This is a genomic window from Promicromonospora sp. Populi (assembly GCF_041081105.1).
Taxonomy (GTDB): domain Bacteria; phylum Actinomycetota; class Actinomycetes; order Actinomycetales; family Cellulomonadaceae; genus Promicromonospora.
Window position 1 is genome coordinate 80,896 of record NZ_CP163528.1, and the last position, 15,742, is coordinate 96,637.

Below are 15,742 nucleotides of genomic sequence, written 5' to 3' on the forward strand. Positions count from 1 at the left end.
GATCTGTCAGAATCAGGTTCCGCGAAAACCCTGACTCTAGGACGACGATGTCACGCACCATCCGCCGGGCCGTTGCACGACTGATCTGGGCCGGCACCGGCTACCGGATGCGTTCGGGACCCGCCCCGACGAGGCCGACCATCTTCATCGGGGCGCCGCACACGTCCAACAAGGACTTCTTCCTCATGTTGGCCATCGCGTTCGAGATGGACCTCAAGATCCGCTTCCTCATCAAGGAGTCCTGGTTCAAGGGGCCCATGGCGGGGCTCATGCGATCGCTGGGCGGCATTCCCGTCGACCGCAACGACCCGGCCAGCATCGTCGACGAGATCCTGGCCGCCGTCGCCCGGGGTGAGGAGTTCCATCTCGTCGTGACGCCGGAGGGTACCCGCGGCGCCGGGTCGGGCTACTGGAAGTCGGGCTTCTACCGCATCGCACAGAAGAGCGGCCTTCCCGTGACGCTCGGGTACGTCGACGGCGTCGCCCGGGTCGCCGGCCTTGGGCCGAGCATTGAGATCACCGGCGACGTCGGAGCCGACATGGACGTGATCCGCGCCTTCTACAAGGACAAGACGGGCGTCAAGCCGGCCAACCGCGTGGAACCGCGCCTCCGCTCGGAGGACGAGCCCCGCTCGACGACGCCAGGGGCGTCAGGCGAGGGCGTCTAGCACTCGGGCTCCCCTTTGAGCCCTAGGTTGCTCCGCTTTGAGCCGCCTCAAAGCGGAGTAACTTGGGTCTCGAAGGGGAGTGGCTCAGCCGTGCGACCAGCCGGACCAGCGGGTTACGCGCACCCTGATCAGCGGGCCGTCCGGTCGGCGCTCTTGGTACTGCGGGTAGCGGGCGGCGAGTGCGTCCAGCGCCGCCGCGCGGGGCGCGCCGTCCGGCTTGTCATCGTGCTCGACGACGGCGTCACCATCGGCGCGTACCCACCAGAGGTGCGCCCAGTCGTCGTCGTACCGGTCCACGAGGAACGAGACGTGCGGGTTCTCGGCGATATTGCGCAGGCGCTTCAGGTCGCGCGTGGTCTTGGGCTTGTGGTCGACGGCGACGACGACCTCGTCGGCCGCCGGCGCGCCCGCTCCTGTGCTGAGCGCGGCGCCGCCCACGGCGCTGATCAGTGCGAACGTCACCGGCACGACGTGTGGCACGCCGTCGGCGTCGGCCGTCGCGAGGTAGGCGTGCCGCGCCGCGGCAAAACGCGAGCGGCAGTCGTCGGTATCGAGGCGCACTCCGCCATCCTGCCCTGCGGCGACGGTTGGCTGTCGGCCGCCCCGTCGTCGCCTGTCGTCGCCTATCCGCAACAAGTTGCGGCAAGCAATGCGGAATCCCACCGAGGCTAGGAGGCTTTCCTCGGCAAGCCGGACGGGCCGCGCACCTGGATGAGCGTGAGAGGGAGGCAGCAGATGGACGGCGTCAGCCCTCGGCGGGGGTGCCTGCCTCGTAGTCAGCGGACAGCGTGATCTCGACGTCGATGTCGCGCGGCTGCAGCTCGACCTGCGCGCCGCCGCTGTCGGCGGCGCTGGCGCGCATGGCGTACATCGGGGCGTTGCCGCCGCCACCCCCACCTCCGCGCAGGCCCGCCTCGTAGATCGCGACGGGCGCCACCGGGCCGAGGCCAAGTGCGTCCGCGTACGACTGCGCGCGCACCACTGTCTCCCCGGCGGCCTCGACGCGGGCCTCGGCCTGGAGGGACTTGCGCGTCTCGTCGGTCAGGTCCCAGGAGACCCAGTTGATCTCGACGCCCTCCACATCCATGATGTCGGCGAGCCACGTCGACAACGCCTCGAAGTCGCGGAACGTGACCGACAGCCGCGCCGAGGCGCGGAAGCGCCGGACCCGCTGCTTGCCGCCCGACTCCGAGTTCCTGACCCGGTCGTCGTAGACGTACGAGTGCACGGACGCCGAGTCCCACCGCTCGGCGGCGCCCGTCGCGACGTGCGCCTTGGCCTGCTCCACGAGGATCGTGTGGGTCCGGGCAACCTGCTCGACGACGTCGTTGCGGAGCGTGCCCGAGAACGTGACGTGCAGGTTGACGGTGCCGCGTTCCGCGGGATGCGTGCGCGTGGCCTGGCCTTCGACAGCGATGCGAGTCATGTACGGAGTCTGCCTACTGCGCCCGGACCTGCGCCACCCTTAGGGCCGGGCCGACCTCAGCCGATGGTGCCCTTGCCCACCGTTCCGCGGGTCAGGACGGGCTCCAGCCCGCAGAACTCCCCGTAACGCGCGGCCTCTGCCTCGATCGCCGCCCAGACCTTGGGGGCCGGCTCTTCGGTGAGCTCGACGGTGATCTCCACGGTGGTGGCCCGCAGGGCGCGCGACCATCCGCCGGCGACCAGCCCGTCCAGCAGCACGAGGCCCATGTACAGCCAGCGGCTGGGAACTCCGTCGCTGGTCGGGTCGGGCCAGCTCTTGAAGTCGTGGCAGAAGAACTCGTCGTACACCGACAGCAGGCGAACAGTGCCTGCCGGGGCGGGCTCGGGCAGATCGCCGTCGGTCCAGAGAGTCAGGCCGGCAAGCTCGTGCCGAGTGAGTCCGGCGTCGGCCACCGCGGCCCGCGCCGTGGTCTTGGTGAGGCTGCCCCACCAGGCCACGTCTTCCGCACGGCACGGGCCGTGCCCGCGGACGTACACCCGGGCCAGGTGCCTGCACGCCCCGTCCTCGTCCCAGGTCTGCTGCTCCGGCAGCAGCCGGTAGGTCGCCTGCTTGCCGCGCATCGGCCCGCTCGCCACGAGCAGGTCGAGCTCCGCATGGATCATGACCTGGCCCAGGTGCCAGTTGTCCAGCGGCGTGCCCTCGGCCTCGGCCAAGGCCGCGCCGATCTCCTTGCGGGTCAGCGGGCCCGCGGCCAGGGCGTCGGCGACCACGGCATGCCGGCCCTGAAGCATCGAGTAGTCGAAGCCGTTCGCCTTCTCCACCGACGCCATCAGCCGACGCACCCGGGGCGCGGTGGCGGTCATGAGCGGCGCCAGGTCATCGGGCACCACGTAGTGCCAGGTGGGGCGCAGGATGTGCGTGCGCAGCACCGATCCGTCGGCGAGCGCGGCCTGGACCTCGGCGAGCGTGGCCGGGGTGGCCAGGCGCTGCGCGACGCCCCATGCGGAGGAGTGCAGCTCCTGCGACTGGACGGCGCCCAGCCGGGCGACGACGCCGGCCACGCCGCCGTCGTCCTCCGTGCCGGGCGAGCGCAGCTTGCCCAGCCCGACCGAGGTGAGCCGGGAACGCTGGACCGCGCGCACGTCAGACGTAGTAGGCATCGCCGTCGCCGCCGTGCCCTGCTGCTCGGGCGCGGCGATGCTTCACCAGGCTTCGGATCAGCAGGATCACACCGATCACGAACAGGATCAGCACCGGGATGATCGCGAGCGGGGCAAGTATGGACAGGAACCCGAGGCCGATGCTCGTCGCATCCTCCGCGACACTCACCACGGGCGCGGCAGTACCGCCCGAGACCGTGTTGGCGACGACGCGCCCGCCTGCTTTCGCGGCGTGCGTGCCGAGGGCGAGGATGATGCCCGACACGATCGGGATCCACTGACCTGACTGCACAAACGTGCTCGGGTCGGTGACCGTCGCCGTCTCGGACATGGACCCGGCGCCGAAGGCGATACCGCCCGCGGTGGGGCGGATGACGGTCTGCACCACGTCGTTGACGGAGTCCAGCACCGGGATCTTGTCCGCGACGAACTCGAGCACAAGGAGCACGGTCAGGATCGCCAGGACCCAGCCGTTCTCCAGCCATGCCCAGGAGCTCGGCAGCGACACGAGGTCCGTGAAGCGTGAGAGCACGCCGAGGAAGATGAGCGGGATCCATGCGTTGAGGCCCGCCGACAAGGCGAGTCCCGTTCCGGTGGCTAGTTCGAGCATGCCTCGAAGTCTTCCACGGGACACCGACACTCCGGGGGCTGAAAGCGTCCGGTGTGCCCGATCTGTTACCGGAGTGTCACGGGCGCTACGGTCTGCCCATGACCTCCTCCTACCAGCGCCCGGACTGGTTCACTCGGAACGTCTTCAACCCGTTCGTCGGCGGGCTCGGCAAGATCGGCATCAGCATGATGGGCAGCCGCGTGCTGGAGGTGCGCGGCCGGATGACCGGCGAGGTGCGCCGCACGCCGGTGAACCTGCTCCGTCTGGACGGGCAGGACTACCTGGTCGCGCCGCGTGGCATCACCAACTGGGTCCGCAACGCACGGGCCGACGGCGGCCGCGTCACCACTGTGCTCGGCAAGAAGCGCGAGGAGTGGATCATCGAGGAGCTCCCGGCCGACGAGGCGGTGCCCGTGCTGCGCGAGTACCTGCGGCGCTGGAAGTGGGAGGTGGGCACGTTCTTCCCGCCGGGTACCTCCGCGGACATGCCCGACGCCGACCTGGCGGCCCTCGCACCGAAGCACCCCTCGTTCAGGCTGCTGGCGCGCTGAACGCCACGATCGACCGACCCCGGTGGCCGACCGATCGTCGTCCGGCATAGATCTGGAACATCCAGACCCGTTCGTGGAAGAGTGGTCCGTGTTCACCGCAACGGTGCGCTGACCTGGAGGCTTTGATGGTCTGGACGATCTTCGCCGTGATCTCGGTGGTGCTGCTCGGGCTCTCGGCGGGTGTGTTCTACGCGTTCTCGTCGTTCATCATGCCCGGCCTCGCCCGCGCGTCCGACGACGCCGCAGGGGCCGGGATGACCGGGATCAACGAGACGGCCCTGCTGCCCGCGTTCATGAGTGTCTTCTTCGGGGCGCTCCTCGTTCCGGCCGCTACGGGCATCTGGGGCCTCGTCTCCGGATACGACGGCGGCGGCTGGATCCTCGCGGCCGCGGCGGTCTACCTGATCGGCACGTTCGGCGTGACGATGGCCCTGAACGTGCCCCTCAACAACCAGCTCCTGGCCGCGCACGACAAGGCCGCCGGATGGCGCGCCTACTGGCGGCCGTGGACCAGGTGGAACCACCTGCGCACGTTCGCGGGAGCGGTGGCGACGGCGCTCGCGGCGGTCGGGCTGCTCTGATCGGTCGGCCTCCGGTGGGGGTGTCGGGGACAATCGACCACATGCCCGCCATCAACTTTCATCGCACCCTGCCCGGATACGTGCCCACGCCGCTACGCGACGTGCCGCGGCTCGCGGCGGAGCTCGGCGTGGGGCGGGTGCTGGTGAAGGAGGAGTCGAGCCGGCTCGGGCTGCCGGCGTTCAAGGTGCTCGGCGCCTCCTATGCGATCGCGCGCACGTTGGGGGAGCGGTTCGGCCTGGACGGCCTCAAGCTGGACACCCTGCGCGCGGCCGTGCGCGGCTCCGCCGTCCGGCTGTACGCGGCGACGGACGGGAACCACGGCCGCGCCGTGGCCCACGTGGCCGCCCTGATCGGCGCGGCAGCGACGATCTACTATCCGCCCGGCATCACGGAGGCCGCCAAGAAGGCGATCGCGGCCGAGGGAGCCCGGACCGTAGAGGTCGAGGGCGACTACGACGACGTCGTGGCGCGCGCCGCCACCGAAGCCGGAGCGGACCCGGCGTCGGTCCTGGTGCAGGACACCTCCTGGGCCGGGTACACCGACATCCCGCAGTGGATCGTCGACGGCTACGCGACGCTGTGCTTGGAGGCCGACGACCAGCTGGCCGCCCTGGGCCTGACGGCGCCCGACCTGGTGGTGGTCCCGGTCGGCGTCGGCTCGTTCGCCCAGGCCGTGGTGAGCCACTACCGCGGTGCGGCAGGCGGCACGGGGTCCGACGGCGGCACGCTGCTCGCCGTCGAGCCCGACCGGGCTGCCGGGCTGGTCGCGGCCCTGCGCGCTGGCAAGCCGGTCAAGGTGCCGACGGGCGAGACGATCATGACCGGCCTCAACTGCGGCACCGTCTCGGCGCTCGCCTGGCCCGTGCTGCGCGACGGGCTCGACGGCGCCGTCACCGTCTCCGACGATCAGGCGGCGACCGCCGTCGACGACCTGGCGCGGCTCGGCGTCGACTCCGGGCCGTGCGGCGCGGCGACGCTTGCGGCGGCCCGGCTCGTGCTGGGGCAGCCGGGCTGGCGGGAGGCGATCGGCCTGGGGCCCGACGCCGTCGTGCTGCTCCTGTCGACCGAGGGCCGGGCGGCCAACCCGGTCCCGGACGACCGCGTCTGATCCGTTCCGCCCCCTCGTCGCCGCCAGGAGTGTGCCTGTGCCCGTGTCCCTTCCCGCCGCCCTCGGCCCGATCCTGCCGCTGCTGCGCTGCCCGTCCTGCGGTGCGGAGCTGTCACCCGCGGACGGTGCGCTGCGCTGCCCGCGCCGCCACAGCTTCGACGTCGCCCGGCACGGGTACGTCGGCCTGCTGACCGGCGCAAAGGCGACAAGTGGGGACGACGGGCCGATGGCGCGGGCGCGGCGGGACTTCCTGGCTGCGGGGCGTTACGAGCCTGTCCGCGCGGCGGTCGCGGACCTCGTGAGCGGTGCGGACCTTGCGACCGGCGAGGTCGTCGCGGACCATGCGTCCGGCGGGTTGGCGTCCGGCGCCGGACGGCGGCCGGCCACGGTGGTCGACGTCGGCTGCGGCACCGGCTACTACCTCGCCGGAGTGCTCGACGCCCTGCCGGACGCCGTCGGCCTGGGCCTGGACACCTCGGCGCACGCACTGCGCGTGGCGGCCAAGGTGCATCCACGCGCCGCCGCGGCGACCTGGGACGTGTTCCGGCCGTTCCCGATCGCCTCGGAACAGGTGGACGTGGTGCTGGACGTGTTCGCGCCGCGCAACCCGGCCGAGTTCCACCGGGTGCTGCGCCCGGGCGGCGTGCTGGTCGTGGTGCGGCCCTTCGGCGGGCACCTGGCCGAGCTGCGCCGTCAGGTCACGCAGATGGTGACCGTGGACCCGGACAAGGAGCGGCGCCTGCACGACGCGCTGGACCCGTACTTCGAGGCCGCGAGCACGCAGGAGGTCGAGTACACGACGCCGCTCACACGGCAGGAGGCCGTCGACCTGGTGCTGATGACACCGAGTGCCCGCCACGTGACGGAGGCAGAACTGTCCGACGACGGCGACCTCCCCGACCAGGTCACGGTCTCGATCCTGGCCACGGCCTACCAGCGGCGGTGACGGCGGACGACTTCAGCCGCCGTCGGCCGAATTGAGAATTCGGGCCATGAGTTCGGCGGCAGCGGGGGCTCCTGCTCGTCGTAGCGCGGCGATGGTCGACGCGTCAGTAGCGCCGGGCAGGCGAGCGACGGCGGTGTCGTGGACGGCGCGCATCTCGTCCGGCCTTTCGCGCACTAGCCAGGACAGGAGTAGGTCGGGGTGCATGACGTTAGCGCCGAGGTGGGCGACCACGTGGGCTGGGAAATCCTTGAGGTTGCTCGTGCACAGCACTTGGGCGGCGGCCGCGACCGTGGCCGCCAGGACGTGTCGGTCACCCTCGTCGGGCAAGTCGAACTCGGCTACCTGGGACAGCGCCTCGGCGGTGATGGTGACCTGGGCGTACGGAAAGGCGTTGTTCATAGCCTTGACCAGTCGTTGGCTGGACTCGGCGGTGAACGACGCCACGTTGGCTTGCAGGTGCTCGGTCATCTCGTCCAAGATTTCCGCGCTCCATGCGATGGAGATCAGCCCTTCGTCTGCCGCGTACAGCAGGTAGTCACGAAGGACCCGCGAGTACAGCACGTTCGCGTCTGCCAGGACGACCCGGACAGGTCGGGCTACTGCGTTGGGGCGGCTCACTCGGTCAGACCCAGCTCGTTCTGCAGGTCGGCTAGCTCGGCCAGAGCCGGGCCGCGGCGCGAACGCTCCGCGGCCCGGAATGCCTCGACCGACGCGACCAGGATGCGGTGGTGGGTGCCTACCTTCCGGAAGTCGAGCGTGCCCTGGTCCATCAGGCGGCGGACCTGTGGTCGGGACATTCCCAGCATCGCTGCGGCCTGAGCCGGGGTGACCTCATCCTCGTTCTGAGCGACCACCACGCGCCCCTGCGCGCGTGCGTCCATGAGCTGAGCCAAGAGCTCGGCGGTTGACCGGGAGACAGACACACTCACCTCGTCGCCGCCCTGCTCCAAGGCGTGGTGCAGCGCTGCCGTATCACGCGCCAGAAGGTCGCTCATTACTGACTCCTATCTGCTCCAACTGCAACATATGCTCCAACTGTATGCGGCTGTTGGTGTTGAGGCAAGGGGCATGCTCAGCGCACCACCCGGTCCCGGGCCGTGCGCAGGTACTCCGTGAACAGCTCCGCCGTGCGGCCGATACCGTCCTCCTGCCGGAGCCTCGCGCCGAGGTCCGCCGCTCGTTCGCGCATCGCCTCGTCGGTCGTGGCCTGGGCGATCGCGGTGGTGAGCCGGTCGGCGTCCACCTCCTTGATCGGCACGGATTCCGGCCCGACGCCGAGGGCGGCCACTCGGCGGCCCTAGCGGTGGTCACCGGAGCCGCCCCCGATCTGGCGCCCAAGCTGTACTACGGCCAGCCGGGCTACGCCCGCAAGGGCAAGGTGGTGTGCTTCTTTCGCAGCGGGCAGATGGACAAGGAGCGCTACTCCACGTTCGGGTTCAGCGCGGAGGCGAACCTCGACGATGCGAGTGGCCTGTGGCCGACGTCGTACGCGCTGACCGGGCTGGACGACAAAGACGGCGAAGGCGCTGGCAGCGCTGGTCGACCAGGCCGTTCGCTAGCGAGGGCTCAGGGGCTCAGGGGCTCAGCGGCCCGCGCCACGGGTGCTTGAGATCGGTGGGGTGGACGGCGACGGCCCGGGCTGGGCGACACAGCTATCCGGTGCCAGGGCCCCGTCGCTCGGCTGCTCCGAGGGTTCCGGCGTGGCCCTCGGCGTCGAGGGCGGTGGTGGTGACAGGCAGTCGCTCGGATCGAGGGTCGACCCGGTCCCCGGCGTGCTGGTCGGCAGTCCAGGCTCTGGGGTGGGGAATTGTGACCCCGGCACGGTTGTGCCCGGTTCCGGCCACAGCAGGGCGGTGCCCACCCCGGCGCCACCGAGCAGCACAATCGTGGCGGTCAGCGCCCACACCGCTGCCCGACGGCGGGGGAGCGCCGGCCGCTGACCGTGTCGGAGGATCTCCACACCGGACGCCGACGCTTCGTCCATGTCCGGCGGCGCGTCCGAGCGCGTCGTCCGACCGGCCCGGACCTCTGCTTCCGCACGCGCACGACCGAGGTCCAGCTCGGCGTCGACCTGGCTCAGGGCCCGCCGGGCGCGAGCCAGGGCGTCTTCCTTCTTCCTCATCAGGTCTCCTGACCTTCGGTCACTGTGCGATAGGCGGCCCGCAGCCGGCGTCGTGCCCGGTACACGCGGGTGGCGGCCGACGCCGTCGTGCAACCCAGCACGCGCGCGACCTCCGTGGTGCTCAGCTCGGCCGCGGCCAGCAGCTCGACTACCTCGCGGTCGGCGGGACGCAGGAGCGCGAGCGCCCGGTGGAGCACGTCGAGCTCGTCCACGAGCCGTGCGTCGTCGGCGCCCGGCGCCTTGGGGTGGTGCATGGTCCGTTCCGCGAGCGCCGTCCGCCGCTGTTCTGCGCGGATCTGGTTGGCCAGCACCCGCCGGGCGATGGCCAGCAGCCAGGCCCGTGGGTCTTCGGGCAACTCGCCCTTGCGCCAGGCGGTCGCGAACACCTCCGCCACGACGTCTTCGGCCGCGGACGAGTCCAGCCTGGTTCGCGCGTAGCGGTGCACGGCGCGCGCATGGTCGGCGAACAACGACTCGGTCTGGGCCGGCGTGAGCGGGCCCGGGGCCAGGTCTCGTGGCTCGGTGTCGGCGGACAGTGTGGTCTCCAGGTGCCGGGTGCGGTGGGCTGGGCGCGGGTCTGCGAACGGGGCTTGGGCGAGGGTCTGCGAAATGGTCGGTGTCCGGCAGCGGCCCCGCCATGACACCCGGGCGATGTGGACCACGTCACACCCTGGAGCCGTGATGGACGGCGGGCCGCTGCACACTGACCGCCATGTGACTCTCAACCCATGGAACACTCCCGTCCACTCGACCACCAACTCGCCCCGGCGTCGGACCCGGAGCGCAGCAGCACGCGGCATCGCCGCTGCCGGTAGCGCCCTGGCAGTCGTACTGCTGGCCACGGCGTGCACCCAGGCCAGTGCCGCCGTCCCCGAGGACCCGTCGCCCGTGGCGACGGCTCCTGCGGAGGCGTCGCCCGTCCCGGCGGTTCCAGGGGATGCCGCTCCTGCGGAGGCTGCTCCTGGGGACGCCGGGCGCGGTGACGCACCGAGTGACGCCGCGCCGTCGCCCGAGCCTTCGCGAGCTTCCTCGCCCGCGCCGTCAGCGCCAGGGGAGCCCTCGCCCGTGCCGACGGTTCCCGGGGAGCGCTCGCCGATGCCGACTGATCCTGGCGAGCCCGCACCCGCACCCGCGCCCACCGCTCCCGGAGGTCTCGTCGTCACCGGCTGAGCCTGTACGCAGCCAGCTTTCTGGCCGTCCGGTGGTCGGCCCGGCGTCGGAACGTCCGGCGCCGGGCCGGCTCGCGACCGCCCCGGGTGAGTTGCCACCAGTCGAATCGTCCAGGCCGGTCCGCTGAACTCCCCATTCCGAAGGGCGACGGCGAGCTTTACGGTCTGGACCACGATCACCGTCGATCGGCGCCTGATGACGAACGGGAACCGCATGAGAACACGAGCACGCAGCTTTCTCGCGATCGGTGGCACGGCGACGTTGCTTGCCCTCTCCGCGTGCGGCGCAGGAGGGGCAGAGGGCGGCGACAGCGCCTCCGGAACCATCCAGTGGTGGACCTGGGACGAGAAGCAGGCGGTGTCCTGGGGCAAGTGCGTCGAGCCGTTCGAAGAGGCGAACCCGGACATCGACGTCGAGGTCAAGCAGTACGCCTGGGAGGACTACTGGACCAAGCTCACCGCGGGCTTCGTCGCCGGCAGCGCCCCGGACACGTTCATGAACCACACCTCCAACTACCCCGAGTTCGTCGACCAGGGGCAGCTGCTCGCGCTCGACGACATGATCGACGGGTCGGGCTACGACATCAGCCAGATCGGGGTCGGCGTCGACACCTGGAAGTACAGCGACGGCGGCACCTACGGGCTCCCGAAGGACTGGGCGACCGTCGGCTTCTTCTACGACAAGGCGAAGCTCACCGACGCAGGCCTCACCGAGGACGACGTCCAGAACATGACCTGGAACCCGGAGGACGGCGGATCCTTCGAACACATCGTGGCGCGCCTGACGGTCGACGAGAACGGGGTGCGGGGCGACGAGCCGGGCTTCGACAAGGACAACGTGGCGACGTACGGGATCAACAGCCTCGGGTCCAACGGGATCAACGGCCAGGACACCTGGGCCAACTTCGCGTCGACCACCGGCTGGAAGCTGGGCGACAAGGACAGCTTCCCCACCACGTTCAACTACGCGGACGAACGGTACGTGCAGACAGCCGAGTACCTGCGCGGTCTTGCCGAGCGCGGACTGTCGCCGGAGGAGGGTGAGTTCACTCTCGGCGCGGCCGAGCAGCTCGGTTCAGGAAGCGTCGCGATGGTCTCGGGCGGGTCGTGGTACGCGACGACCTTCTTTGCTCTCGACGCGATCGACGTGGGGATCGCCCCCTCGGTCGCGAACGAGAACGGTGAGCGGGCTGGGCTCTCCAACTCGAACGCCGACTCCATCTGGGCGGGCACTCAACACCCGGATGCCGCGTTCAAGTGGATCTCCTACATGGGCTCGCCCGAGTGTCAGGACGTCGCTGGTGTCGACGGCACCTTCTTCCCGTCCATCGACCAGTCGATGGAGAAGACGAAGGCCGCGCTGCTCGACCAGGGGATCGACATCACCCCGTACACGCAGCAGTTCGTCGACGGGACCCTCTTCGAGACGCCGGTGTTCGTCGGCGGCCAGGAGATGGGCTCCGCCATCAGCCCCCTGATGGAGGCGTACTTCACCGGCGAACGTGAGGAAGACGTCTTCGCCGAGATGGACGAGCTGAGCAGAGAGATCCTCGCGGAGTAGACCGGGCGCGCGCCGGCTGGGTTACCTCAGCCGGCGGCCTTGGCCGCGGCTTTCTGGGCCTTCTTGAAGGCCCGGACCTCCAGCAGGGCTTCGGCGCTGGTCACGTCGGCGATCGAGCGGTGCGAGCCCTCCTCGCCGAACTCGCCGGCCGCCTCGCGCCAGCCCTCCGGCTGGACGTCACGCTGCTTGCCCAGCAGGGCGAGGAAGATCTTGGCCTTACGCTCCCCGTACCCGGGCAGGGCATTGAGGCGCTTGAGTACCTCGTGACCGGTCGGCGCGCCGCCGTCGGCGCCGGGCTCGGTCCAGATCTTGGCGGCGTCGCCGTCGTACTCGTCGACGATCGTGTGGGCGAGCTCCAGCACGCGGCCCGCCATGGACCGTCCGTAGCGGTGGATCGCCGGGGGAGTCGTCGCCATCGTAATGAACTCGTCGGGGTCGGCGTCGGCGATGGCGCGCACGTCGAACGAGCCCATGCGGTCGCGGATCTTGCCGGGGCCGGCGAAGGCGTGTTCCATCGGGAACTGCTGATCGAGGAGCATCCCGACGAGGAGTGCGAACGGGTCGTCGCTCAGCAGTCGGTCCGTGTCGGGGTCGCCGGTGATCCAGAGCTCGGTAGCCATGTCTCCATGGTGCCCGATGGCGTGCTGGGCGTTCATACGGAACGAGTTCACCCGGGTGAATTACGGACAAATTCGGCGATGAATCGATTCGACGTGGGGTTCGACTAGGTAAATTCTCGCCATCTTGGCTCCGCGATCCTGTCGGCGCCCTTGTGACGATGGGGATACCTGTGGCAAAGGTCGCGACGTCGAGCCGCGTGAGGAAGCGCCTGCGTGGGGCAGCAACGATGGCGCGGCCTTGTCAGCTGGAGCGTTAGTAGGTCTGCCAGCAGTTGCGGTCGAGCGCTCTGAAGCCTTGCGGTCGTCGGTCGAGGCAGACTGCGCGGCCCCAGAAGCAGAATCGGTCCAGGACGCTGAGGTACTCGCCGATGAGTGCGACACGGACGTCACCGTGACCGACTCGCTGACTCCCTGGCAGACAGCGGTGGTCGAGGCCGCCACGGGCCACGTCGCGGTGGAGACCACCGTGTCTGCGGTACGGCAGGACTCCGACGGCGACGGCGCATGGGCACCGGTCGACGTCCAAATCGCCACAACCCCGGACGCGGCTACGGGCATGCTCGCCGTCACCGGTGGCGTCGAGCCGATCTGGCTGAACCCTGGTGGCACCGCAGGCGCCGGTCTGCCATTGGCGATCATCGGTCCGGAGGGCGACCAGGTGCAGATGTTCTCCGGGTCACTGCCGATCACGGGAGTCGTCGCTGTGGAAGACGGCCGGGTGACGTACGACCTGGGCGAGGGGATCTCATTGGTCGCCTCGTTGAACGGTCAGGGCACGTCGGTGACGCCGGTCGTGCGGCTGGAGGACGTCGCAGCGCTCGAGACCTTGGCCGCCCGGACAGGTGACCCGGTGAGCGAGGTAGCTATTGATTTCCCGCTGGAGACCTCCGAGGGCCTGACGCTCCAGGAGAGCGAGGGCGGGTTCGAAATCGTGAAGTCGGACGGGACCCCGAGGTTCACTTCGGGGCCCGCGCTGATGTGGGACAGCGCAGGCGGAGAGCAGGCCGGGGCTGGCTTGGCTCGCGCGGCAGTTGACGACGATGCGCCAGATCGGGTTGAGCAGCCGGTCCTGGGCGACAACGTGGCCGCTATGGACGTGCAGCTCTCCGAGGACGCCTTCACGGTCGTCGCGGACGGTGCAGCGCTGACCGCGCCGGGCAGCGTCGCGCCCTACTACCTCGATCCGGAGATGGGTGCGCACACCCCGGCCCGGTACGCGATGGTGCAGAGCCACTGGCCCAACACCGCGACATTCAACTACGAGGGGTCCGAGGGCTTGGGGTTCTGCAACCCGAGCTGGGACGCCCGGTGCGGGGGCGTGGAGAACACCGAGCGGTTGCTGTTCGAGTTCTTCACCCTCGAGAACAACGGCACTTCTCTCGCGGAGCTGGGTGGCGCCGACATCGTCAGTGCCGAGTTCGGCGTGAGTGGGACGACCAGCTGGGACTGCTCTTCGCGGCAGGTCAACGCATACGCGCCGGGTCGCATCAGCAACGCGACGACGTGGAACAACCAGCCGGCCTGGAACGCAGTGCAGGACACGTGGTCGGGCACGCACCGTGCGGGATGCTCGAGCGGTCGGGCGGAGTTCGACCTGACGACGCGAGCCAAGGTCCAGGCGAACGCGGACCAGTCGTGGCTGGGGGTCGGGCTGCGGTCCGCGAACGAGTCGAGCATGACGTGGTGGAAGCAGTACCGGGGTGACTCCGGGGCGCTGCGGATCGTGTATGACCGGCCGCCGCTTGCGCCGACGGAGGCCGCGATGGACATCAGGAACGACGCGGGTGGCGCGACACCGGTCTACCACTGCTACCAGGACGAGAACCGGCCGGTGCTCCGCACGAACAGGCCGACGCTGGAGGCGCGGACCAACGATCCGGACGGGACCCATGTGTACCTCCAGTTCCGGGTGGTGGCTCTGACGGGTGAGCAGGTGTGGCTCTCGAGTTGGCGGGGCCCGGTGGCACCTGGTGTGGATGCCACTGCGACGGTGACCGGTGGTGTGGTTAAGGACAAGGAATACCGCTGGCAGGCGCGGGCGAAGTCCACCGACTCGATCGCTGAGACCACCAGGACCCTCTCGTGGGACGACGTGCCTTCCTGTCGGTTCCGCGTGGACATGGAGAAGCCGAACGACCCCAAGATCACCAGCTCGAACTATCCGACCGGCGTTGTATCGGGCGGTATCGGCACGGACATCAAATTCACGTTGTCGCCCAACGGGTCCAACGACGTGGAGGGGTTCTACTACGGTCTGAACACCCCTGAGCCGTCGAAGTGGGCGAACGTCGATCCGGGCGAGTCGACGGGGACATTGACGGCGGACGTCACACGCGCGGGGCGCAACTACCTCGCCGTGTACTCGGTCGACGTAGCGAGGCGCACGTCAGCGGTGGCGCAATACGAGTTCTATGTGGGTTTTCCGCACGCGACGGGTATCTGGCGGTTCAACGACGCCAACTGGCAGACCGCGCCGCCGCTGGTAGCGGTCAACAGCCTGGCGGGTTCAGGTACGGGCGGCCTGACCAGGACTTCGTCGGTGGGCTGGGGTTGGGGCTACGACGGAGCGGAAGGCACGTTCCCACCAGGTTCGACCCTTGAGACCGGCGGAGTGCCCGACGGCGCTCTCGTGTTCGACGAGGCAGGTGACGTAGCCAGGTCGTCCAAGCCCGTGGTCGGCGTTGACCAATCGTTCTCGGTCTCGGCATTCCTGCGCCCGGGCGAGGTGACTGGCTCGGCCGCCGCGGTCACGCAGGAAGGGGAGAACGTTGGGAGCTTCCATCTTGGTCTGTCGACTTCAGCGGACTGCCCGACGACACCCGAACCGTGCTGGGCGTTCTGGATGCATGACAACGACGAGGCCGGATCGGACAACACGATCGCCCGTGTGAACCTGCCGGTCGTGGCCGACGAGTGGACTTTCGTAGTCGGAGTCCACGATGCGGCGGCGGACAAGATCTACGCCTACGCCTGCCCGGCCGGCCCAGAGAGCCATCACGAGGTCGAGCGATCCGAGCTGGTGAGTTTCAAGCCGTCCTGGAACGCGTCCGGGCCGCTGCGACTGGGCTCCGGATTCAGGGAAGACGGCACGATGTGGCGGTACATGGGCGCGATCGACGAGGTCCGGGTGTACGAGGACCAGGTGCTGGGGATGGGGACCGATGCGGCGGCCGTCGCCGAGATCGCACGACTCTGCTCGGTGCAGGTGGGGCCGTGAAC

The 15,742-nt window shown here is 69.8% G+C and carries 19 protein-coding genes; 9 read left to right on the forward strand and 10 right to left on the reverse strand.

Annotated features, from left to right (window positions below; genetic code table 11):
- Positions 1-47 precede the first annotated feature (47 nt).
- Positions 48-668, forward strand: coding sequence for a 1-acyl-sn-glycerol-3-phosphate acyltransferase (locus AB1046_RS00380; protein ID WP_369371804.1), 621 nt, complete (start codon positions 48-50; stop codon positions 666-668).
- Positions 669-752: 84 nt separating this feature from the next.
- Here the strand turns inward: AB1046_RS00380 and AB1046_RS00385 are convergent, their stop codons facing one another.
- The 4 genes from AB1046_RS00385 to AB1046_RS00400 all read right to left on the reverse strand — a co-directional run bounded on the left by AB1046_RS00385 (position 753) and on the right by AB1046_RS00400 (position 3,864).
- Positions 753-1,229: a TIGR03668 family PPOX class F420-dependent oxidoreductase gene (locus AB1046_RS00385; protein ID WP_369371805.1), complete on the reverse strand. Its 477-nt coding sequence runs from the start codon at positions 1,227-1,229 to the stop codon at positions 753-755.
- A 184-nt stretch (positions 1,230-1,413) separates the two neighbouring features.
- Positions 1,414-2,094: an SIMPL domain-containing protein gene (locus tag AB1046_RS00390; RefSeq protein WP_369371806.1), complete on the reverse strand. Its 681-nt coding sequence runs from the start codon at positions 2,092-2,094 to the stop codon at positions 1,414-1,416.
- Between the two features lie 56 nt (positions 2,095-2,150).
- Positions 2,151-3,254 (reverse strand): winged helix DNA-binding domain-containing protein, encoded by a 1,104-nt coding sequence (locus AB1046_RS00395; RefSeq protein ID WP_369371807.1) that lies wholly within the window; start codon positions 3,252-3,254, stop codon positions 2,151-2,153.
- Complete coding sequence (locus tag AB1046_RS00400; protein ID WP_369371808.1) at positions 3,238-3,864, reverse strand: DUF4126 domain-containing protein; 627 nt, start codon at positions 3,862-3,864, stop codon at positions 3,238-3,240. Before AB1046_RS00400 ends, AB1046_RS00395 begins: the two co-directional genes overlap by 17 nt.
- A gap of 98 nt (positions 3,865-3,962) precedes the next feature.
- On the opposite strand from AB1046_RS00400, the gene AB1046_RS00405 reads away from it, so the two are divergent.
- From AB1046_RS00405 to AB1046_RS00420, 4 genes are all read left to right on the forward strand, one after another.
- Positions 3,963-4,415 carry a nitroreductase/quinone reductase family protein gene (locus AB1046_RS00405; RefSeq protein ID WP_369371809.1) on the forward strand — a complete coding sequence of 151 codons (453 nt, stop codon included), beginning with the start codon at positions 3,963-3,965 and terminating at the stop codon, positions 4,413-4,415.
- Between the two features lie 125 nt (positions 4,416-4,540).
- On the forward strand, positions 4,541-4,996 hold the full coding sequence (locus AB1046_RS00410; protein WP_369371810.1) for a DUF1772 domain-containing protein: 456 nt from the start codon (positions 4,541-4,543) through the stop codon (positions 4,994-4,996).
- 41 nt (positions 4,997-5,037) lie between these two features.
- Positions 5,038-6,105, forward strand: a complete 1,068-nt coding sequence (locus tag AB1046_RS00415; protein ID WP_369371811.1) for a diaminopropionate ammonia-lyase — start codon at positions 5,038-5,040, stop codon at positions 6,103-6,105.
- 37 nt (positions 6,106-6,142) lie between these two features.
- Positions 6,143-7,051 (forward strand): putative RNA methyltransferase, encoded by a 909-nt coding sequence (locus AB1046_RS00420; protein ID WP_369371812.1) that lies wholly within the window; start codon positions 6,143-6,145, stop codon positions 7,049-7,051.
- Between the two features lie 12 nt (positions 7,052-7,063).
- Here the strand turns inward: AB1046_RS00420 and AB1046_RS00425 are convergent, their stop codons facing one another.
- The 3 genes from AB1046_RS00425 to AB1046_RS00435 form a co-directional block, all read right to left on the reverse strand.
- The gene (locus tag AB1046_RS00425) at positions 7,064-7,669 is read right to left on the reverse strand and encodes a PIN domain-containing protein (RefSeq protein WP_369371813.1); all 606 of its coding nucleotides are present in this window, start codon (positions 7,667-7,669) and stop codon (positions 7,064-7,066) included.
- Positions 7,666-8,046: a helix-turn-helix domain-containing protein gene (locus AB1046_RS00430; protein ID WP_369371814.1), complete on the reverse strand. Its 381-nt coding sequence runs from the start codon at positions 8,044-8,046 to the stop codon at positions 7,666-7,668. The genes AB1046_RS00425 and AB1046_RS00430 overlap by 4 nt, the downstream gene beginning before the upstream one ends.
- A 77-nt stretch (positions 8,047-8,123) precedes the next feature.
- A complete protein-coding gene (locus AB1046_RS00435; RefSeq protein ID WP_369371815.1) occupies positions 8,124-8,339 on the reverse strand; it encodes a hypothetical protein in 216 nt (71 codons plus the stop codon).
- 15 nt (positions 8,340-8,354) lie between these two features.
- Between AB1046_RS00435 and AB1046_RS00440 the strand changes: the two genes are divergently transcribed.
- The gene (locus AB1046_RS00440; protein ID WP_369371816.1) at positions 8,355-8,660 is read left to right on the forward strand and encodes a hypothetical protein; all 306 of its coding nucleotides are present in this window, start codon (positions 8,355-8,357) and stop codon (positions 8,658-8,660) included.
- On the opposite strand, the gene AB1046_RS00445 is transcribed toward AB1046_RS00440, so the two are convergent.
- Both AB1046_RS00445 and AB1046_RS00450 read right to left on the reverse strand, forming a co-directional pair.
- Complete coding sequence (locus AB1046_RS00445; RefSeq protein ID WP_369371817.1) at positions 8,634-9,173, reverse strand: hypothetical protein; 540 nt, start codon at positions 9,171-9,173, stop codon at positions 8,634-8,636. The genes AB1046_RS00440 and AB1046_RS00445 overlap by 27 nt on opposite strands.
- Complete coding sequence (locus AB1046_RS00450; RefSeq protein WP_369371818.1) at positions 9,173-9,835, reverse strand: RNA polymerase sigma factor; 663 nt, start codon at positions 9,833-9,835, stop codon at positions 9,173-9,175. The genes AB1046_RS00445 and AB1046_RS00450 overlap by 1 nt, the downstream gene beginning before the upstream one ends.
- Positions 9,836-9,887: 52 nt before the next feature.
- Here AB1046_RS00450 and AB1046_RS00455 point away from each other — a divergent pair, with 52 nt between their 5' ends.
- Together AB1046_RS00455 and AB1046_RS00460 are read left to right on the forward strand one after the other, a co-directional pair.
- Positions 9,888-10,343, forward strand: a complete 456-nt coding sequence (locus tag AB1046_RS00455; protein WP_369371819.1) for a hypothetical protein — start codon at positions 9,888-9,890, stop codon at positions 10,341-10,343.
- 213 nt (positions 10,344-10,556) lie between these two features.
- Positions 10,557-11,903: a sugar ABC transporter substrate-binding protein gene (locus tag AB1046_RS00460; protein ID WP_369371820.1), complete on the forward strand. Its 1,347-nt coding sequence runs from the start codon at positions 10,557-10,559 to the stop codon at positions 11,901-11,903.
- 26 nt (positions 11,904-11,929) lie between these two features.
- On the opposite strand, the gene AB1046_RS00465 is transcribed toward AB1046_RS00460, so the two are convergent.
- Positions 11,930-12,523: an HhH-GPD-type base excision DNA repair protein gene (locus AB1046_RS00465; RefSeq protein ID WP_369371821.1), complete on the reverse strand. Its 594-nt coding sequence runs from the start codon at positions 12,521-12,523 to the stop codon at positions 11,930-11,932.
- Positions 12,524-12,914: 391 nt separating this feature from the next.
- Between AB1046_RS00465 and AB1046_RS00470 the strand changes: the two genes are divergently transcribed.
- Complete coding sequence (locus AB1046_RS00470) at positions 12,915-15,740, forward strand: LamG-like jellyroll fold domain-containing protein (RefSeq protein ID WP_369371822.1); 2,826 nt, start codon at positions 12,915-12,917, stop codon at positions 15,738-15,740.
- Positions 15,741-15,742: the final 2 nt, after the last annotated feature.